The sequence below is a fragment of the Huaxiibacter chinensis genome, assembly GCF_022171985.1.
Lineage (GTDB): Bacteria > Pseudomonadota > Gammaproteobacteria > Enterobacterales > Enterobacteriaceae > Enterobacter > Enterobacter chinensis_A.
On record NZ_JAJVHF010000001.1, the window covers coordinates 784447 to 803360 of the forward strand.

The window sequence follows — 18914 nt, forward strand, 5'->3', positions numbered from 1 at the left end:
TTTACCCTGTGCGGCCTGATGCCCTCACCCTGGCCCTCTCCCACAGGGAGAGGGAACACACACCAAAACGGCCACTGTCGTGGCCGTTTTGCATTTTACCCTGTGCGGCCTGATGCTCTGGAGGGGTAAGCCTTTCTCCCTCTCCCGTGGGAGAGGGCTGGGGTGAGGGCAACAAACCTCACCGTAGATGTGATCTAGGGCTCAAACGGCCGACGCTGGAACTGGTCGTGTCCGCATTTCGGGCAGCGCGGCAGCACGTCCGGGGTATACACAGCCAGATGGAAATGGCAGTTCTCGCAGACCAAATTGCCCAGCCCCACGACTTCACCACTATGGTAGACGCCGTGATGGTTAAGATCCTGAAAAACTTCGCGCCACTCCAGCTGCGTTTTATCGGTGATATCCGCCAGCTCCTGCCACAGGCTCTCTTTAATCACCCGCATAAAGACGCTGTCGGTCACCTCTGTCTGGCTCTCTTCGTAACTCCGCGCAAACTCTTCGAGATCTCGCCTCACCGCGCGCGTCACCTCTTCCACTTCTGTTCGCGTTAGCTCACCCGTTTGCAACACGCGCAGACGGGCCTGTTCAACGAGCGCATCAATATCACGCTCGCCATTGCGCAGCCGTTCCGTCAGTGTGGCGACCAGTTCGCGGTAAAATTGAGCAACCTTGTTCATCATTTTGCCTCCCGGGTAAGTAACTCTCTCTAATAATAGACCTTATTTCGCAGCCGCTTTGTCAGGTGAAGCACAGACCCGGTAAATTCCTGCAAAGGGCAATTTTGCGAAAGGCTGTTTTGACGCGGGCGTTTGGGCTATGCTATGCGGATCTGAGATACCACATTCATTGGCTACGTTTGTAGCTGTACTGAGAACAGGACCACTGGCTGCCATGCAAGAGCAATACCGCCCGGAAGAGATAGAAAATAAAGTCCAGCAACACTGGGACGAGAAGCGCACCTTTGAAGTAACCGAAGACGAGAGCAAAGAGAAGTATTACTGCCTGTCGATGCTTCCCTATCCTTCTGGTCGACTACACATGGGCCACGTGCGTAACTACACCATCGGTGATGTGATCGCACGCTACCAGCGTATGTTGGGTAAAAACGTTCTGCAGCCGATTGGCTGGGATGCGTTTGGCTTGCCGGCGGAAGGCGCGGCGGTGAAAAACAACACGGCCCCTGCCCCATGGACGTATGACAACATTGCGTACATGAAAAACCAGCTCAAAATGCTGGGCTTCGGTTATGACTGGAGCCGTGAGCTGGCAACCTGCACCCCGGAATACTATCGCTGGGAGCAAAAATTCTTCACCGAGCTGTATAAAAAAGGCCTGGTGTATAAGAAAACCTCTGCGGTTAACTGGTGCCCGAACGACCAGACCGTCCTGGCGAACGAACAGGTTATCGACGGCTGCTGCTGGCGCTGTGATACCAAAGTCGAGCGTAAAGAGATCCCGCAGTGGTTTATCAAAATCACCGCTTACGCTGACGAACTGCTGCGCGATCTGGACACCCTGGATCACTGGCCTGATACCGTTAAAACCATGCAGCGTAACTGGATTGGCCGTTCAGAAGGTGTCGAAATCACCTTTGACGTGGAAAGCAGCGATCAGAAACTGACCGTTTACACCACCCGTCCGGATACCTTCATGGGTGCCACCTACCTGGCCGTTGCGGCAGGTCACCCGCTGGCACAGCAGGCGGCTGCCACCAACCCTGAACTCGCGGCCTTTATCGAAGAGTGCCGTAACACCAAAGTGGCTGAAGCTGAAATGGCCACCATGGAGAAAAAAGGCGTCGCAACCGGCTTTAACGCTATCCATCCGCTGACGGGTGAAGCGGTTCCAGTCTGGGCCGCCAACTTTGTGCTGATGGAATACGGCACCGGTGCCGTAATGGCCGTACCGGGCCACGATCAGCGCGATTACGAATTTGCCACTAAATATGGCCTGAACATCAAGCCGGTCATTCTGGCGGCAGATGGGTCAGAACCCGACCTCTCTGAACACGCGCTGACCGAAAAAGGTACCCTGTTTAATTCGGGCGAATTTAGCGGCCTGAGCTTTGAAGAAGGCTTCAACGCGATCGCGGACAAACTGGCCTCGCTGGGCGTCGGTGAGCGTAAAGTGAACTACCGTCTGCGCGACTGGGGCGTTTCCCGTCAGCGCTACTGGGGTGCGCCAATTCCGATGGTGACGCTGGAAGATGGCACCGTGATGCCGACGCCAGAAGATCAGCTGCCGGTCATTCTGCCCGAAGATGTGGTCATGGATGGGATCAGCAGCCCAATTAAAGCCGATCCTGAGTGGGCCAAAACCACCGTTAACGGTCAGCCTGCCCTGCGCGAAACCGACACCTTTGACACCTTCATGGAGTCCTCCTGGTACTACGCGCGCTATACCTGCCCGCAGTATCAGGAAGGGATGCTGGATTCCGATGCAGCGAACTACTGGCTGCCGGTAGATATCTACATCGGCGGTATCGAACACGCCATCATGCACCTGCTCTACTTCCGCTTCTTCCACAAGCTGATGCGTGATGCAGGCCTGGTGAACTCGGACGAACCGGCTAAGCAACTGCTGTGTCAGGGTATGGTACTGGCGGATGCGTTCTACTACGTCGGCCAGAATGGCGAGCGTAACTGGGTTTCTCCGGTGGATGCTATCGTTGAACGTGACGAGAAAGGCCGTATCGTGAAAGCGAAAGACGCGGCGGGCCATGAGCTGGTTTACACTGGCATGAGCAAAATGTCTAAGTCCAAAAACAACGGCATTGACCCACAGGTCATGGTGGAACGTTATGGCGCGGACACCGTTCGTCTGTTTATGATGTTTGCTTCCCCGGCCGATATGACGCTGGAGTGGCAGGAATCCGGTGTTGAAGGGGCGAACCGCTTCCTGAAACGCGTCTGGAAACTGGTTTATGAGCACACGTCTCAGGGCGAGGCGCCAGCACTGAACGTGGCGGCACTTACGGAAGATCAGCAAGCGCTGCGCCGTGATGTTCATAAAACGATTGCTAAAGTCACCGATGATATTGGTCGTCGTCAGACCTTCAATACCGCGATTGCGGCTATTATGGAACTGATGAATAAGCTGGCGAAAGCCCCGCAGGAAGGCGAGCAGGATCGTGCCTTAATGCGTGAAGCCTTGCTGGCAATTGTTCGTATGCTGAATCCGTTCACACCGCACGTGAGCTTCACGCTGTGGCAGGAACTGAAAGGTGAAGGTGACATCGACAACGCACCATGGCCAGTGGCCGACGATGCCGCGATGGTGGAAAACACCACGCTGGTGGTCGTTCAGGTCAATGGCAAAGTCCGTGGCAAAATTACCGTTGCCGTCGATGCTACCGAAGAACAGGTTCGTGAACGCGCAGGCCAGGAACATCTGGTTGCGAAATACCTTGAGGGCGTTACCGTGCGTAAAGTGATCTACGTACCGGGTAAACTGCTGAATCTGGTCGTTGGCTAAGCGCGGGAGGAAACGTGCGACAACTGGCAACAATACTCTTATCTCTTGCGGTGCTTGTCACCGCAGGCTGTGGCTGGCATCTGCGCAATACAACGGCAGTGCCCGCCGAGATGAAAACGATGATCTTCGACTCAGGTGACCCTAACGGTCCGCTGAGCCGTGCGATCCGCAACCAGCTACGCCTGAACAACGTTGAACTGATTGAAAAAGGAACGTTGCGTCAGGATGTGCCGTCATTCCGCGTATTGAACTCAACGCTGAGCAAAGATACCGCGTCCATCTTCCAGGATGGTCGTACTGCGGAATACCAGATGGTGCTTTACGTTAGCGCAGCCGTACTGATCCCAGGGAAAGAAATTTATCCTATCAGTACCAAAGTCTACCGTTCGTTCTTTGATAACCCGCAAACAGCCCTGGCAAAGGATGCTGAACAGCAAATTATCATCAACGAAATGTACGACAAAGCGGCGGAACAGCTGATTCGTAAGCTGCCAAGCATTCAGGTGGCCTCGAAAGAGATCACTGCCGTGGAGCAGCCTGAAAAGAGCGAGTCCCCGCAACGCGTCTCGACGACGCTGGGTAACTAATGCTCAGGCTGTATCCAGAACAACTCCGTGCGCAGCTCAATGAAGGGCTGCGCACGGCGTATCTGCTCCTCGGAAACGATCCGCTGTTACTGCAGGAAAGCCAGGATGCGATTCGCCATGTGGCGGCATCGCATGGCTTTGACGAACACCACACCGTTCAGATCGATAACAACACGGACTGGCCCGCCCTCTTTTCGCTTTGTCAGGCGATGAGTCTGTTCGCCGCGCGCCAGACGCTGCTGTTGCTTCTGCCTGATAACGGCCCCAATGCTGCCATCAATGAACAACTGGCTACGCTGGTCAGCCTGTTACATGACGATCTGCTGCTGATCGTTCGGGGCAATAAACTGACGAAAGCGCAGGAAAACGCGGCCTGGGTGACACAGCTTGCCAGCCATTCCGTGCAGGTGACCTGTCAGACGCCTGAACAGGCGCAGTTACCGAAATGGGTCGCTAACCGGGCTAAGCAGCTGAACCTGCAGCTGGACGATGCCGCAAATCAGATGCTGTGTTACTGCTATGAAGGCAATTTGCTGGCGCTGACGCAGGCACTGGATCGCCTGTCGCTGCTGTGGCCGGATGGAAAACTCACGCTCCCCCGGGTTGAACAGGCGGTGAACGATGCGGCGCACTTTACTCCCTTCCATTGGGTGGATGCCTTACTCTCGGCGAAGAGCAAACGCGCGCTGCATATCCTGCAACAGCTCAGGCTGGAAGGCAGTGAACCGGTGATATTATTGCGTACGCTTCAGCGTGAACTCATGCTGTTAATTACCTTAAAACGGCAGTCCGCCACCACGCCGCTGCGGGCTTTGTTTGATAAACACCGCGTCTGGCAAAACCGTCGGGTGATGACAACCGAAGCGGTAAATCGTCTGAGCCACGATCAGCTCCGTCAGGCAGTACAGCTGCTGACGCAGGCTGAATTAACGCTCAAAAAAGATTACGGTCAGTCGGTCTGGGCCGAGCTGGAAAGTCTTTCGCTGCTGCTGTGTCATAAGGCACTGGCAGACGTTTTTATTGATGGTTGATATGAAATCTTTACTGGCGCTTTATGGCGGTACGTTTGATCCCGTCCATTATGGTCATCTGAAACCGGTAGAGATCCTGGCGAACCTGATTGGGTTACAGCAAATCATCATCATGCCCAATAACGTTCCGCCACATCGCCCACAGCCGGAAGCCACGAGCGCGCAGCGCAAGCACATGCTGGAACTGGCGATTGCCGATAAACCGCTCTTCCGGCTGGATGAGCGTGAACTGCAGCGCGATACCCCATCCTATACTGCCGAAACGCTCGCGCAATGGCGTACCGAACAGGGCCCGTCACGACCATTAGCATTTATTATCGGCCAGGATTCGCTGCTGAACTTTCCGAGCTGGCATCAATACGACACCATTTTGCACAACAGCCATTTGATCGTCTGTCGCCGCCCGGGGTATCCGCTCACCATGAACGACGCGCAGCATCAGGCGTGGCTCGACGATCATCTGACAAACAAAACGGAAGATCTGCACACCCTGCCCGCGGGTAAAATTTATCTGGCCGAAACGCCCTGGTTTGATATCTCCGCCACGATCGTTCGCCAGCGTCTGCAGCAGGGCATCTCGTGTGACGATCTCCTGCCGCCTGCGGTGCTGGACTATATTCATCAGCAAGGCTTGTATCAGAAAAGCACAGACGCATAAGGGGAAACGCGAAAAATCGCGTTATTCGCTGTGCTGCCATTGACAGGTCCCTCCATGCTGATATCCTCCGCGCCTGACATTCCCGCCGAACGTTGTCTTTAAGAAATTGTTTTACAAAAATGGCGATGCAATGTCAGACCGAGGATGGGATGATACCCGCCTTCAACGTCTGTCCGGTGACATTTGTCCCGACACTGCCAACAGTTCAGGTATACTGTCAGGCTACTCATTCATGACTGCGCTACTTCACTCACCAGGGGGAAAACTTGCAGGGTAAAGAACTCCAGGATTTTGTTATCGACAAAATTGATGACCTGAAAGGTCAGGACATTATCGCTATCGACGTAAAAGGTCGATCCAGTATTACCGATTGCATGATTATCTGCACCGGTACCTCCACGCGTCACGTTGCCTCTATTGCTGACCACGTTGTTCAGGAATCACGCGCTGCGGGCATGATGCCGCTGGGCGTTGAAGGCGAAGCCATTGCTGACTGGGTTGTAGTCGACCTCGGCGATGTGATTGTCCACGTCATGCAGGAAGAGAGCCGTCGTCTGTATGAGCTGGAAAAACTCTGGGGCTAATGCGTGAAGTTGCAATTAGTCGCCGTCGGCACAAAAATGCCTGACTGGGTACAGACGGGTTTTACCGAGTATCTGCGACGTTTTCCAAAAGATATGCCGTTTGAACTGGTGGAGATCCCTGCCGGAAAGCGCGGTAAAAACGCGGATATCAAACGTATTCTCGATAAAGAGGGTGAACTGATGCTGGCTGCCGCAGGCAAGAACCGCATCGTTACCCTCGATATTCCGGGTAAACCCTGGGATACGCCGCAGCTGGCACACGAACTGGAACGCTGGAAACAGGACGGTCGTGACGTCAGCTTGTTGATTGGTGGGCCGGAAGGCTTGTCATCAGCTTGTAAAGCGGCAGCCGAACAAAGTTGGTCCCTCTCCGCGCTGACCCTCCCCCACCCGCTGGTTCGGGTTCTGGTGGCAGAAAGTCTGTATCGCGCGTGGAGCATTACCACCAACCATCCTTATCATCGTGAGTAATGACTGACCAGGTAGATTAACCAGCGGATGAAACTACAGAATTCTTTTCGCGACTATACGGCTGAGTCCGCGCTGTTTGTGCGCCGGGCGCTGGTCGCCTTTACGGGGATTTTGCTGCTGACGGGCGTGCTGATCGCCAACCTCTACAATCTGCAGATTGTCCGCTTTACCGACTATCAAACGCGCTCCAACGAAAACCGCATAAAGCTGGTGCCCATCGCACCAAGCCGCGGCATTATCTACGATCGTAATGGCGTTCCTCTGGCGCTGAACCGCACCATCTATCAAATCGAAATGATGCCAGAGAAGGTCGACAATGTTCAGGATACCCTCAACGCCCTGAAAGGGGTGGTCGATCTTAACGACGACGACATCGCGAACTTTAAAAAAGAGCGTGCCCGCTCGCACCGCTTTACCTCTATCCCGGTCAAAACCAACCTGACTGAAGTCCAGGTTGCCCGTTTTGCGGTGAATCAATATCGCTTCCCGGGCGTGGAAGTTAAAGGCTATAAGCGTCGTTTCTATCCTTACGGCTCTGCGCTGACCCACGTCATCGGCTACGTTTCAAAAATTAACGATAAAGACGTGGAGCGTCTCGATAAAGACGGCAAGCTGGCGAACTACGCCGCGACACACGATATTGGCAAACTGGGTATTGAGCGTTATTACGAAGAAGTTCTGCACGGGCAGACGGGCTACGAAGAGGTCGAAGTTAACAACCGGGGTCGCGTCATCCGTCAGCTGAAAGAGGTGCCGCCACAGGCGGGCCATGACGTTTACCTGACTCTCGATCTTAAACTTCAGCAATATATCGAAACCCTGCTGGCAGGCAGTCGTGCCGCCGTGGTGGTCACCGACCCTCGCACCGGCGGCATCCTGTCACTGGTTTCCATGCCAAGCTACGATCCCAACCTGTTTGTGGATGGCATTTCCAGCAAAGATTATTCCGGTTTGCTCAATGACCCGAATACGCCACTGGTTAACCGTGCCACGCAGGGGGTCTATCCACCGGCGTCCACCGTTAAACCTTATGTGGCCGTCTCGGCGCTCAGCGCAGGCGTTATCACTCGTAATACGAGCCTCTTTGACCCAGGCTGGTGGCAGTTGCCCGGCTCGGAAAAACGCTATCGCGACTGGAAAAAATGGGGCCATGGTCATCTGAATGTGACCAAGTCGCTGGAAGAGTCGGCGGATACCTTCTTCTATCAGGTCGCCTATGACATGGGCATCGATCGCCTGTCAGAGTGGATGAGTAAATTTGGCTACGGCCATTATACGGGTGTCGATCTCTCCGAAGAGCGCTCCGGTAATATGCCGACCCGTGAATGGAAGCAAAAACGCTTTAAAAAACCCTGGTATCAGGGCGATACCATCCCGGTGGGGATTGGTCAGGGCTACTGGACCGCGACGCCGTTGCAGATGAACAAGGCGATGATGATCCTTATCAATGACGGCGTGGTGAAGGTTCCTCACCTGCTGATGAGTACCCTGGAAAACGGCAATAAAGTGCCCTGGGTACAGCCGCACGAACCACCGGTGGGCGATATTCACTCTGGTTTCTGGGAGATCGCCAAAGACGGCATGTACGGCGTGGCCAACCGCCCGAACGGAACGGCGCATAAATACTTTGCCGGCGCCCCGTATAAAGTGGCCGCCAAATCCGGTACCGCTCAGGTCTTTGGCCTGAAAGCGAATGAAACCTATAACGCGCATAAAATTGCTGAACGTCTCCGGGACCACAAACTGATGACCGCGTTTGCCCCTTACGACAATCCACAGGTTGCGGTGGCGATCATTCTGGAAAACGGCGGCGCAGGCCCGGCCGTCGGGACGATTATGCGCCAGATCCTCGACCACATTATGCTGGGCGATAACAACACCGAACTGCCGACAGAAAACCCGGCAACCGCCGCGGCAGAGGACCAATAATCATGACGGATAATCCGAATAAAAAATCGTTGTGGGACAAAATCCACATCGACCCGGCGATGCTGCTGATCCTGCTGGCGCTGCTTACTTATAGCGCCATGGTCATCTGGAGCGCCAGCGGCCAGGATATTGGCATGATGGAGCGTAAAATCGGCCAAATCGCCATGGGTGTGATCATCATGGTCGTGATGGCGCAAATTCCGCCAAGGGTTTATGAAGGATGGGCACCCTATCTTTACTTTGTCTGTATCATTTTGCTGGTGGCCGTCGATGCGTTTGGCGCCATTTCAAAAGGGGCGCAGCGATGGCTGGATCTGGGTATTGTTCGTTTTCAGCCTTCTGAAATCGCCAAAATCGCCGTTCCGCTGATGGTCGCGCGCTTTATTAACCGCGACGTCTGTCCTCCTTCGCTAAAAAATACGGCAATTGCCCTGGTGCTGATCTTCCTGCCGACCTTGCTGGTCGCCGCGCAGCCTGACCTTGGCACCTCAATTCTGATCGCCTTATCAGGCCTGTTTGTTCTGTTCCTGTCCGGCTTAAGCTGGCGCCTGATTGGCATTGCCGTGGTGTTAATCGCGGCCTTTATACCGATTCTTTGGTTCTTCCTGATGCACGATTATCAACGTCAGCGCGTCATGATGTTACTGGATCCGGAAACCGACCCACTGGGCGCAGGCTATCACATCATTCAGTCTAAAATTGCTATTGGCTCGGGCGGATTGCGCGGCAAGGGCTGGCTGCATGGTACGCAATCACAGCTCGAATTCTTGCCAGAACGCCATACAGACTTTATCTTTGCCGTGCTTGCTGAAGAGCTGGGCCTGGTGGGGATACTGATTCTGCTGGCGCTCTATGTACTGCTGATTATGCGCGGATTGTGGATTGCGGCCCATGCGCAAACCACCTTCGGACGCGTTATGGCGGGCGGGTTAATGCTGATTTTATTCGTTTATGTCTTCGTCAATATTGGTATGGTGAGTGGTATTCTGCCCGTTGTAGGCGTGCCGCTCCCGCTGGTCAGTTATGGGGGATCGGCGTTAATCGTATTGATGGCCGGGTTTGGGATAGTCATGTCTATCCATACCCACCGAAAAATGTTGTCCAAAAGCGTATAACAATAAGGGGATCGCAATGCGCAAGCAGTGGTTGGGTATCTGCATCGCAGCAAGTTTGCTGGCAGCCTGTACAAGTGATGATGGTCAACAGCAGGCAACCGTTGCGCCACCGCAACCGGCGGTCTGTAACGGTCCTGTCGTCGATATCAGCGGCGCGGACCCGGTCTTTGAACCGCTTAACGCCACCGCGAATCAGGATTATCAACGCGACGGTAAGAGCTATAAAATCGTTCAGGATCCGTCCCGCTTCAGTCAGGCGGGATTTGCCGCCATTTATGACGCCGAGCCTGGTAGCAATCTCACCGCCTCCGGTGAAACCTTCGATCCTGCACAGATTACGGCCGCCCACCCTACGTTGCCGATCCCAAGCTATGTGCGTGTAACCAACCTCGCGAACGGACGGATGATCGTTGTGCGGATTAACGATCGGGGCCCTTATGGCAACGATCGCGTGATCTCCCTCTCCCGCGCAGCAGCCGATCGCCTGAATACCTCAAACAATACCAAAGTGCGTATTGATCCTATTATTGTGGCGCAGGACGGAACGCTGTCCGGCCCAGGCACTGTCTGTACGACAGTGGCGAAACAAACTTATGCTCTCCCGGCTCGCCCGGATTTGAGCGGCGGCATGGGCGCGGCCTCGTCCACGACAGAACCGATGCAGCCCCAGGGCGAAGTACGCGCCATCAGCAACGATACATTACAAAGTGACGACCCCACCGGCGCGCCGGTTAAGAGCAGCGGTTTCCTGGGCGCACCGACCACCCTGGCCACGGGCGTACTCGAAGGCAGCGAGCCTACTCCTGCCCCCGTTGTCACTCCGCCCGCCAGCCAAACTGCCCCCGTGACAGCCCCTGCGGCGGCACAAAATACCCCGGCCCCGGCCGCCTCTACCAACGGAGGTTATGTGGTTCAGGTGGGTGCCGTCAGCGATCGTGCCCGTGCCGAGCAATATCAGCAGCGCCTGAGCCAGCAATTTGGCGTGCCGGGTCGTGTTGAGCAAAACGGCGCCGTCTGGCGTATCCAGATGGGCCCGTTCGCCAGCAAAACGCAGGCCAGCTCGCTGCAACAACGTCTGCAAAATGAAGCACAACTGCAGTCGTTTATCGCAGAGGCGAAATAATTAATCGGCGGTATCCGAATTGTCAGTTTATGTAATTAACGTTCACAAACTCATGCTGAAAGTCGGATGCCTGCCTGTATAGCTTTTGCTATAGTAAGGCACTTTTTTTAATTCCATCACGGATGTCGTAGTTCTGACCATGAAGACCACTTTTTCCGCTCGTTTTTTGCAGCGCATGGCGCTGACCACGGCCCTTTGCGCATCTGCTCTCTCAGCAGCTCACGCTGATGACCTGAACATTAAGACCATGATCCCTGGCGTTCCGCAGATTGACGCGGAATCCTACATCCTGATCGATTACAACTCCGGTAAAGTGCTGGCAGAACAAAATGCTGACGCGCGTCGCGATCCGGCCAGTCTGACCAAGATGATGACCAGCTACGTCATCGGCCAGGCCATGAAAGCAGGCAAATTCAAAGAAACGGACCTGGTCACCATCGGCAACGATGCCTGGGCAACGGGTAACCCGGTGTTCAAAGGCTCATCGCTGATGTTCCTGAAGCCCGGCATGCAGGTGCCTGTTTCTCAGCTGATTCGCGGCATCAACCTGCAATCAGGCAATGACGCCTGCGTGGCGATGGCGGATTTCGCCGCTGGCAGCCAGGACGCGTTTGTAGGCCTGATGAACAGCTACGTCTCAGCGTTGGGCCTGAAAAACAGCCATTTCCAGACCGTTCACGGCCTGGATGCAGACGGGCAGTACAGCTCTGCGCGCGACATGGCGCTGATTGGCCAGGCGCTGATCCGTGATGTGCCCAATGAATACACCATCTATAAAGAGAAAGAGTTCACCTTTAACGGCATTCGCCAGACCAACCGCAACGGTCTGCTGTGGGATAACAGCCTGAATGTGGACGGCATCAAAACGGGTCATACGGACAAAGCAGGTTATAACCTGGTCGCTTCTGCCACCGAAGGCCAGATGCGTTTGATCTCTGCCGTCATGGGCGGACGTACCTTCAAAGGGCGTGAAACCGAAAGCAAAAAATTGCTGACCTGGGGCTTCCGTTTCTTTGAAACCGTTAATCCGCTGAAAGCCGGTAAAGAGTTCGCCTCTGAGCCCGTCTGGTTTGGTAACAACGATCGCGCCTCACTGGGCGTCGACAAAGACCTGTACCTGACCATTCCGCGTGGCCGCATGAAAGACCTGAAGGCAAGCTACGTGCTGACCACCAGCGAGCTTCACGCGCCGCTTAAGAAAAATCAGGTTGTGGGCACCATCAACTTCCAGCTGGACGGTAAGACCATCGATCAGCGTCCACTGGTCGTGCTGGATGAGATCCCTGAAGGCAATTTCTTCGGCAAAATCATTGATTACATTAAATTGATGTTCCATCACTGGTTTGGTTAAAAATTGAACACTTGAAAGTGTGATTTTGATCCCCATATACTAGGTATCCTGATAACTCCCACCTGACGTGGGAGTTATTCTTTTTAATGTAATGCCGGAGCTGACATGAAAACCAAACTTAACGAACTGCTTGAATTCCCTACCTCCTTTACTTACAAAGTAATGGGTCAGGCGAAACCTGAGCTGGTTGATCAGGTGGTTGAAGTGGTACAGCGCCATGCGCCCGGTGACTACTCTCCAACGGTAAAACCCAGCAGCAAAGGCAATTACCACTCGGTATCTATCACCATCACTGCGACGCACATCGAACAAGTCGAAACGCTCTATGAAGAGTTAGGCAATATCGAAATCGTCCGTATGGTGCTGTAAGTCCTTTCGCGGTTGCCCGGTTAGCCGGGTAACCCGCCTCTCTGCTGTGATATACTCCCTGACACCTTTTCTCCCCCGTCACCGGAGCTGCTGTTTTGTATCAGGATAAAATTCTTGTCCGCCATCTTGGGCTTCAACCTTACGAACCTGTCTCCCGGGCTATGCATGATTTCACTGACACCCGTGATGAAACCTCTCCCGACGAGATTTGGCTGGTCGAGCATTACCCTGTGTTTACTCAGGGCCAGGCGGGCAAAGCGGAACATGTTTTAGTGCCGGGTGATATTCCCGTTATACAGAGCGATCGTGGCGGCCAGGTCACCTATCACGGACCGGGTCAGCAGGTGATGTACGTCCTGCTGGACCTTAAGCGTCGCAAGCTGGGCGTCAGAGAGCTGGTTACCCTGCTGGAAAACACCGTCGTCGATACCCTTGCTGCCTATGGCATTCAGGCGCATCCCCGTGCGGACGCACCGGGCGTCTATGTAGGGGATAGCAAAATCTGTTCTCTGGGCTTACGCATCCGTCGGGGATGCTCCTTCCACGGCCTGGCGCTGAATATCAATATGGACTTATCGCCTTTCCTGCGCATTAATCCCTGCGGCTATGCGGGAATGGAAATGGTGCAAATGAGCCAGTGGGTTGAATCGGTCACCCCTGATATTATTCAACCGGTTTTAGTCAGCAAGTTTTTAGCACGGCTTAACAATCCACCCAGTGAATATATCAACGCTTAATATATGATACATGATGGTCACGTAATTTCCCGGGCCATCATTTATTTCCCCCTTTAAGCTTTACAATATTCCTGAGATTCTATATTTTCGAAGCGCCTGGGCAAACTCCCCTATTTGCAGCGCAATATTCATCTTCCAAAAAGTAAAAGGGTGGGTCAGTCATCATTTGATCAAAAATCGTACAACCGTTTGATTTTTTTAAACATATGATTCCGATAAAATACTTTACCTATAACGACAGGCACAATATATAAATTCAACTATCATTCATATTGTGAATGAATTCGGAGTAACAGCGTGGATAATAATAATTTACCAGCTAAACGATTAAATGATCCCGGTGGTGCGGGTAAGCCACAAATTTTTCGGACTTTACGTAATATAGATCTCAATTTATTGACCATTTTTGAGGCGGTATATGTCCACAAGGGTATCGTTAACGCTGCGAAAATTCTGAATCTCACCCCCTCCGCAATTAGCCAGTCAATCCAAAAACTGCGCGCTATATTTCCCGATCCTCTCTTTATTCGTAAAGGCCAGGGCGTTACGCCAACCGCCTATGCTACGCACCTTCATGAGTATATCAGTCAGGGCCTGGAGTCGATTCTTGGCGCTCTGGATCTTACCGGCAGCTACGATAAACAGCGGACCATTACTATAGGCACATCCCCTTCTGTGGGTGCTCTGGTGCTGCCCATTGTTCACCAGGCGATAAAGCGCGAAGTGCCCCATCTGTTGTTACGCAATATTCCCATTAATGATGCAGAGACCCAGCTGTCACAGTTCCAGACGGATCTCATCATTGACAACAATACCTTCTCGGCACGCGCGTTAGGTCAACATACGCTTTATGCAGACAGCCTGGTGCTGGTCTGCCGCAAGGGTCATCCTGCGCTCAGCAAGACGGCCACGCATGAAAGTCTGGAAGAGTATGAACACGCCCTGTTCACTCATGAGGGAAGCGACCATAGCCAGCTCCGCAAGCGGGTCAACGAAATTTTCCTCGATCGCCAAATCAGCTTCAGCAGTTACAATATGTTCACTATTGCCGCCCTGCTTGGCAGCAGCGATCTGCTCAGTATCATGCCTTTGCGTCTCTTCAATTTACTTCGTCAATGCTGGCCGCTTGAGCAGATCCCTTTCGCACCGCTCAACAGTGAAGCCATTGAAATTGCGCTGCATTACAATAAATTGAGCCTGCGCGATCCGGTGCTGGAAAACGTCATCAATATCATCAGAAAAGCATTCTGACGCTGTCATCCTGCCCTCATTCGGTCCTCCGCAGGGACAAAGGGCACAAAACAACAACTATTTTACAATTTGGCGACCTCACAGGCTGCTTTATCGACCATATCAATGATATACTGCCTGTCGTTCGTTCAAAAATAGTTGATAAATACAACATTCCCTTGAATTGAAACGCTTTCCTCGAATTTCGCAACTGGAACACGCACGCTATGAGTAAACCCATTGTGATGGAACGCGGTGTTAAGTACCGCGACGCCGATAAAATGGCCCTTATCCCGGTTAAAAACGTGGCCACCGAGCGCGAAGCGCTGTTAAGAAAGCCGGAATGGATGAAGATCAAGCTTCCGGCAGACTCGTCACGCATCCAGGGTATCAAAGCGGCGATGCGAAAAAATGGGCTTCACTCCGTTTGTGAAGAAGCCTCTTGCCCGAACCTTGCGGAATGTTTCAACCACGGTACGGCAACCTTCATGATCCTCGGTGCCATCTGCACGCGCCGTTGCCCGTTCTGTGACGTCGCGCATGGTCGCCCTGTAGCACCAGATACCAATGAGCCGCTTAAGCTGGCCCAGACAATTGCCGACATGGCGCTGCGCTATGTGGTTATCACCTCGGTCGACCGTGACGATCTGCGCGACGGCGGAGCCCAGCATTTTGCTGACTGCATCACCGCTATTCGTGAGAAAAGTCCAAACATCAAGATTGAGACGCTGGTTCCCGACTTCCGTGGTCGTATGGATCGCGCGCTGGATATCCTGACTGCAACCCCGCCAGATGTGTTTAACCACAACCTGGAGAACGTGCCGCGTATTTACCGTCAGGTTCGTCCTGGTGCCGACTACAACTGGTCATTGAAGCTGCTCGAGCGCTTTAAAGAAGCCCATCCGCATATTCCGACTAAATCGGGTCTGATGGTCGGTCTGGGTGAAACCAATGCTGAAATCGTTGAGGTGATGCGCGACTTGCGTCGTCATGGCGTGACAATGCTGACATTAGGTCAATACCTGCAGCCAAGCCGTCACCACCTGCCTGTGCAGCGCTACGTCAGCCCGGATGAATTTGATGAAATGAAAGCGGAGGCGATGGCAATGGGCTTTACCCATGCAGCCTGCGGCCCGTTTGTTCGCTCGTCCTATCATGCCGATATGCAGGCGAAAGGCGAGGAAGTGAAGTAACATTTAATTACACTTCGCCCATAAAAAAACCGGCCACTGTGCCGGTTTTTTATTTCGCATGCCGTTAATGGCTCGCCATTACTCTTTGTGCGAGAGCTTCTCAGCGACGATTTCGTCATCGGCGGTTTTCTTCGCAGACGCATCATCGTCATTCATCGCTTTTTTGAAGCCTTTGATGGCTGCACCCAGGTCTCCGCCCAGCGTGCGCAACTTCTTGGTACCAAACAGCAGGACAACCAGTGCGGCCACCACTAACAGTTTAGTAATACTGATCTCACCCATAGATACCTTCTTCACTTAAAACAGGCTGCGTTATGCGCCCTAAAGACCTGACGTTATTAACGGCCATTTGGCGCGCGCACACAATAGCAATCTGTAACAAGGTGAATCAAGCACTGATGAAAAAAACATCATAATAATTGCGGTGGCGCAAATCTTCGGTTGCGTAAGACCGGCAGTTGCTGGCGCACGGCGTGTACCCGCTCGCGATCGAGCTCCGCTATGATAAGTGCCGGTTTCTCTGCCGCCGCAGCGACCGTCACGCCTAACGGATCAATCACCCGGCTTTGGCCAATATTTTTATTCCCGCACTCTCCTGCCGCGACAACATAGCAGGTGGTATCCAGCGCCCTGGCCGTGAGCAGGGTCGCCCAGTGATGCTCTTTAAGCGGCCCTTTCACCCAGGCCGCGGGAAGGATTAATACATCGGCGCCTGACAGCGCCAGATTCATCGCCATCTCCGGGAAGCGTAGATCGTAGCAGGTCATCAGACCCAGCTTAAATCCCCCCACCTCGATGACGGGCGGCAACTGATGCCCCGGGTCCACGTGCCGGGATTCCTGCACGGAGAACGCGTCGTAGAGATGAAGCTTGGCATAGGTCTGCACAATCTCCCCACCCCGCAGGGCCACCAGCGTGTTAACCGCTCTCCCCGGCGATGAGGGGACATGCAGAGTGAGGATCGTGGTCAGTGTATTCGCTGCGCTTTCTGTTTTCAGCACTTTCAGGAAATCCCCGTCGAGCGACTGCGCTGATTTCACTGACAGATCCGGATCGTTGTCGTCACGCGCCAGGAGCGCTTCAGGTAACACTAACAGCGACGCGCCTTTGCCTGCCGCCTGCGACATCAGTTCTGCACAATGTCGTGCATTTTCTTGCCAGTCTGGCGTGACCGCAAACTGCCCCACAGCAACATACATATTTTCACCCGGTTCCAATTAGCGTTAAACTTATTGCCCTAACCATACCAGATAGCAGGAATTCGCTGTGTTACAACTGCTTTTAGCCGTTTTTATTGGTGGGGGAACCGGGAGCGTCGCGCGATGGTTTCTTAGCATGAGATTTAACCCAATGCATCAGGCAATTCCCATTGGGACCCTGACGGCCAACCTGATTGGGGCTTTCATCATTGGGATGGGACTTGCCTGGTTTAACCGGATGACCCACATTGATCCCATGTGGAAGTTACTCATCACGACCGGATTTTGCGGAGGATTAACAACCTTTTCCACCTTCTCAGCCGAGGTGGTGTTCCTGTTTCAGGAGGGTAAGTTTGCGTGGGCGCTCACCAACATTGCCGTCAATATGCTCGGCTCGTTTGCTATGACCGCGATCGCATTTTGGATTTTTTCTGCGGCAAACGCGCACTAAGAACCGCACGTTAATGTTGGCTTAATTTTTCTCTGTCACGCTTAGCGCAATATCGCGTGAGGGTAAGAAAATGAAAGCGACTTTAATGCAGGCGGGAATGGTTTTACTGAGCGTTCTGATCGTCGCCAGTTTTATTAAGATGTATCTCTTCAATTAATGAATGCCAAAAAAAACCCGCTCAGGGAGCGGGTTTTGAAACTCATGCTGACGCGTCTGTAATTACAGAGCAGTTACGTTAGCAGCAGAAGGGCCTTTGGCACCGTTAGTGATTTCAAACTCAACGCGCTGACCTTCGGCCAGGGTTTTGAAACCATTAGTCTGGATTGCAGAGAAGTGTACGAACACATCTTTGCTGCCATCTTCCGGAGTAATGAAACCGAATCCTTTGGACTCATTAAACCACTTAACGTTACCTTTAATCTTAGACATCAAAATTACCTTTACATGAAAAATGGACACAAATGCTGTGTCGGGTATCAGTACAACAATTACGGGCCATTTTGTCCAGCGCTTCTTTAGCAAAAAGTGACAAAAGTCGCGGAATTTTTCGCGCCCGACACGTTATCCTCCAGCCCGCTAAAAGTGGCTCTTTTTTCGCCACTCCCTGCCCCTTTTTCAGTTAAAACTGAAAGCGCATCCAGGCAAAGTAAACGTTACCGTTATTGTATGTGCCAGGGATATAGGTCATCTGGAACGTCGCCGGGCCATAGCCAATGGAGGCCAGAGGTAAAAGGACCGGTACCGGGATATATTTCCAGTTGTCTCGCGCGGTAAAACCTGCGGTATAGCCCAGCCCCATGTGGAAGTTCTCATCCGCCAGCGGACGCCAGGTTTTCTCCCAGCCGTAACCGCCAATCGGTTCCCACTTGTTATAGGAGTCTTTGAAGGCCATTAAATAGAGACCGTGCCAGTTACCTTTGTCATCCCAACGGGATTGACCGAAGCCCGCGCCCCAGGGACGTTCGTTATAGCGATCGGTTTTTTCTTTGTCGTACGCAAAACGCGCGTGCCAGGTAATAGCCGGGACATAGAGATCGTAATGCTCTGGTTCATTCCAGGTTTGCGCGACGTTATCTTTAAAAGTGTTGAACCAGCCTTTATCCGCTGATTTATCGTCTGCTGTCGCTGAGGAAACCAGCGTTAACTGGCCAAAAATAAACAGAAAAATTGCAAAAATATTATTCTTTAAAATCACGATATCATTACCATTCTTTGTATTCGATGCATAACTTAACAAAGTCTATTTGAATAAAGTCTTAACGACACCGGCTTTTATCTGAAAATGTGTTTACCAAGTGGGAATAATCTCATAAGCGGAACAGACAGAGACGAAGAATATGAGACAACATTACAAAACATAACGTTTATATCATTATCCCTACAAATACATCTCGGCGGATTTGATATTGAGT

Annotated in this window: 20 protein-coding genes; 15 read left to right on the forward strand and 5 right to left on the reverse strand. The window is 52.9% G+C overall.

The features are described 5' to 3' along the window. Positions 1-194: 194 nt before the first annotated feature. A complete protein-coding gene (locus tag LZP96_RS03825) occupies positions 195-677 on the reverse strand; it encodes a zinc ribbon-containing protein (RefSeq protein WP_064328084.1) in 483 nt (160 codons plus the stop codon). 214 nt (positions 678-891) lie between these two features. Here LZP96_RS03825 and leuS point away from each other — a divergent pair, with 214 nt between their 5' ends. The 14 genes from leuS (at position 892) to lipA (ending at position 15852) form a co-directional block, all read left to right on the forward strand. After that, positions 892-3474, forward strand: a complete 2583-nt coding sequence (gene leuS, locus LZP96_RS03830; protein WP_064325302.1) for a leucine--tRNA ligase — start codon at positions 892-894, stop codon at positions 3472-3474. Between the two features lie 14 nt (positions 3475-3488). Continuing rightward, positions 3489-4061, forward strand: coding sequence for an LPS assembly lipoprotein LptE (lptE, locus tag LZP96_RS03835; protein ID WP_064325301.1), 573 nt, complete (start codon positions 3489-3491; stop codon positions 4059-4061). Further along, on the forward strand, positions 4061-5092 hold the full coding sequence (gene holA, locus LZP96_RS03840; RefSeq protein WP_064325300.1) for a DNA polymerase III subunit delta: 1032 nt from the start codon (positions 4061-4063) through the stop codon (positions 5090-5092). Before lptE ends, holA begins: the two co-directional genes overlap by 1 nt. Further along, positions 5085-5750 (forward strand): nicotinate-nucleotide adenylyltransferase, encoded by a 666-nt coding sequence (gene nadD / locus LZP96_RS03845; RefSeq protein ID WP_258925696.1) that lies wholly within the window; start codon positions 5085-5087, stop codon positions 5748-5750. The genes holA and nadD overlap by 8 nt, the downstream gene beginning before the upstream one ends. Before the next feature lie 266 nt (positions 5751-6016). Continuing rightward, the gene (gene rsfS, locus LZP96_RS03850) at positions 6017-6334 is read left to right on the forward strand and encodes a ribosome silencing factor (RefSeq protein ID WP_064325298.1); all 318 of its coding nucleotides are present in this window, start codon (positions 6017-6019) and stop codon (positions 6332-6334) included. A gap of 3 nt (positions 6335-6337) precedes the next feature. Then, on the forward strand, positions 6338-6805 hold the full coding sequence (rlmH, locus tag LZP96_RS03855; RefSeq protein ID WP_064325297.1) for a 23S rRNA (pseudouridine(1915)-N(3))-methyltransferase RlmH: 468 nt from the start codon (positions 6338-6340) through the stop codon (positions 6803-6805). Positions 6806-6832: 27 nt separating this feature from the next. Beyond that, positions 6833-8734 (forward strand): peptidoglycan DD-transpeptidase MrdA, encoded by a 1902-nt coding sequence (gene mrdA / locus LZP96_RS03860; protein ID WP_064325296.1) that lies wholly within the window; start codon positions 6833-6835, stop codon positions 8732-8734. 2 nt (positions 8735-8736) lie between these two features. After that, positions 8737-9849 (forward strand): peptidoglycan glycosyltransferase MrdB, encoded by a 1113-nt coding sequence (gene mrdB / locus LZP96_RS03865; protein ID WP_064325295.1) that lies wholly within the window; start codon positions 8737-8739, stop codon positions 9847-9849. Positions 9850-9865: 16 nt separating this feature from the next. Further along, positions 9866-10972, forward strand: coding sequence for an endolytic peptidoglycan transglycosylase RlpA (gene rlpA / locus LZP96_RS03870; protein ID WP_258925698.1), 1107 nt, complete (start codon positions 9866-9868; stop codon positions 10970-10972). Between the two features lie 139 nt (positions 10973-11111). Next, on the forward strand, positions 11112-12323 hold the full coding sequence (gene dacA / locus LZP96_RS03875) for a D-alanyl-D-alanine carboxypeptidase DacA (protein WP_064325293.1): 1212 nt from the start codon (positions 11112-11114) through the stop codon (positions 12321-12323). Between the two features lie 105 nt (positions 12324-12428). Next, positions 12429-12692: a DUF493 family protein YbeD gene (ybeD, locus tag LZP96_RS03880; protein WP_064325292.1), complete on the forward strand. Its 264-nt coding sequence runs from the start codon at positions 12429-12431 to the stop codon at positions 12690-12692. 95 nt (positions 12693-12787) lie between these two features. Then, the gene (gene lipB / locus LZP96_RS03885; protein ID WP_064325291.1) at positions 12788-13429 is read left to right on the forward strand and encodes a lipoyl(octanoyl) transferase LipB; all 642 of its coding nucleotides are present in this window, start codon (positions 12788-12790) and stop codon (positions 13427-13429) included. Positions 13430-13726: 297 nt separating this feature from the next. After that, a complete protein-coding gene (locus LZP96_RS03890; RefSeq protein WP_064325290.1) occupies positions 13727-14680 on the forward strand; it encodes a YbeF family transcriptional regulator in 954 nt (317 codons plus the stop codon). 206 nt (positions 14681-14886) lie between these two features. Next, positions 14887-15852 carry a lipoyl synthase gene (gene lipA / locus LZP96_RS03895; protein WP_064325289.1) on the forward strand — a complete coding sequence of 322 codons (966 nt, stop codon included), beginning with the start codon at positions 14887-14889 and terminating at the stop codon, positions 15850-15852. Positions 15853-15930: 78 nt separating this feature from the next. Here the strand turns inward: lipA and tatE are convergent, their stop codons facing one another. Both tatE and LZP96_RS03905 read right to left on the reverse strand, forming a co-directional pair. Beyond that, positions 15931-16134: a twin-arginine translocase subunit TatE gene (gene tatE, locus LZP96_RS03900; RefSeq protein WP_064325288.1), complete on the reverse strand. Its 204-nt coding sequence runs from the start codon at positions 16132-16134 to the stop codon at positions 15931-15933. Positions 16135-16262: 128 nt separating this feature from the next. After that, positions 16263-17051 (reverse strand): deaminated glutathione amidase, encoded by a 789-nt coding sequence (locus LZP96_RS03905; RefSeq protein ID WP_064325287.1) that lies wholly within the window; start codon positions 17049-17051, stop codon positions 16263-16265. 67 nt (positions 17052-17118) lie between these two features. Between LZP96_RS03905 and crcB the strand changes: the two genes are divergently transcribed. Then, positions 17119-17502 carry a fluoride efflux transporter CrcB gene (gene crcB, locus LZP96_RS03910; RefSeq protein WP_064325286.1) on the forward strand — a complete coding sequence of 128 codons (384 nt, stop codon included), beginning with the start codon at positions 17119-17121 and terminating at the stop codon, positions 17500-17502. A gap of 219 nt (positions 17503-17721) precedes the next feature. On the opposite strand, the gene cspE is transcribed toward crcB, so the two are convergent. Both cspE and pagP read right to left on the reverse strand, forming a co-directional pair. Continuing rightward, positions 17722-17931, reverse strand: a complete 210-nt coding sequence (gene cspE, locus LZP96_RS03915; protein WP_000034826.1) for a transcription antiterminator/RNA stability regulator CspE — start codon at positions 17929-17931, stop codon at positions 17722-17724. A 190-nt stretch (positions 17932-18121) separates the two neighbouring features. Beyond that, positions 18122-18697 carry a lipid IV(A) palmitoyltransferase PagP gene (gene pagP, locus LZP96_RS03920; protein WP_064325285.1) on the reverse strand — a complete coding sequence of 192 codons (576 nt, stop codon included), beginning with the start codon at positions 18695-18697 and terminating at the stop codon, positions 18122-18124. Positions 18698-18914 lie beyond the last annotated feature (217 nt).

What these genes read in the sequence shown, in the direction of transcription:
- LZP96_RS03825 (WP_064328084.1), bottom strand. Translation starts at nt 677, where the DNA reads ATGAACAAGGTTGCTCAATTTTACCGCGAACTGGTCGCCACACTGACG.
- leuS (WP_064325302.1), top strand. Translation starts at nt 892, where the DNA reads ATGCAAGAGCAATACCGCCCGGAAGAGATAGAAAATAAAGTCCAGCAA.
- holA (WP_064325300.1), top strand. Translation starts at nt 4,061, where the DNA reads ATGCTCAGGCTGTATCCAGAACAACTCCGTGCGCAGCTCAATGAAGGG.
- nadD (WP_258925696.1), top strand. Translation starts at nt 5,085, where the DNA reads ATGGTTGATATGAAATCTTTACTGGCGCTTTATGGCGGTACGTTTGAT.
- mrdA (WP_064325296.1), top strand. Translation starts at nt 6,833, where the DNA reads ATGAAACTACAGAATTCTTTTCGCGACTATACGGCTGAGTCCGCGCTG.
- mrdB (WP_064325295.1), top strand. Translation starts at nt 8,737, where the DNA reads ATGACGGATAATCCGAATAAAAAATCGTTGTGGGACAAAATCCACATC.
- rlpA (WP_258925698.1), top strand. Translation starts at nt 9,866, where the DNA reads ATGCGCAAGCAGTGGTTGGGTATCTGCATCGCAGCAAGTTTGCTGGCA.
- dacA (WP_064325293.1), top strand. Translation starts at nt 11,112, where the DNA reads ATGAAGACCACTTTTTCCGCTCGTTTTTTGCAGCGCATGGCGCTGACC.
- ybeD (WP_064325292.1), top strand. Translation starts at nt 12,429, where the DNA reads ATGAAAACCAAACTTAACGAACTGCTTGAATTCCCTACCTCCTTTACT.
- lipA (WP_064325289.1), top strand. Translation starts at nt 14,887, where the DNA reads ATGAGTAAACCCATTGTGATGGAACGCGGTGTTAAGTACCGCGACGCC.
- tatE (WP_064325288.1), bottom strand. Translation starts at nt 16,134, where the DNA reads ATGGGTGAGATCAGTATTACTAAACTGTTAGTGGTGGCCGCACTGGTT.
- LZP96_RS03905 (WP_064325287.1), bottom strand. Translation starts at nt 17,051, where the DNA reads ATGTATGTTGCTGTGGGGCAGTTTGCGGTCACGCCAGACTGGCAAGAA.
- cspE (WP_000034826.1), bottom strand. Translation starts at nt 17,931, where the DNA reads ATGTCTAAGATTAAAGGTAACGTTAAGTGGTTTAATGAGTCCAAAGGA.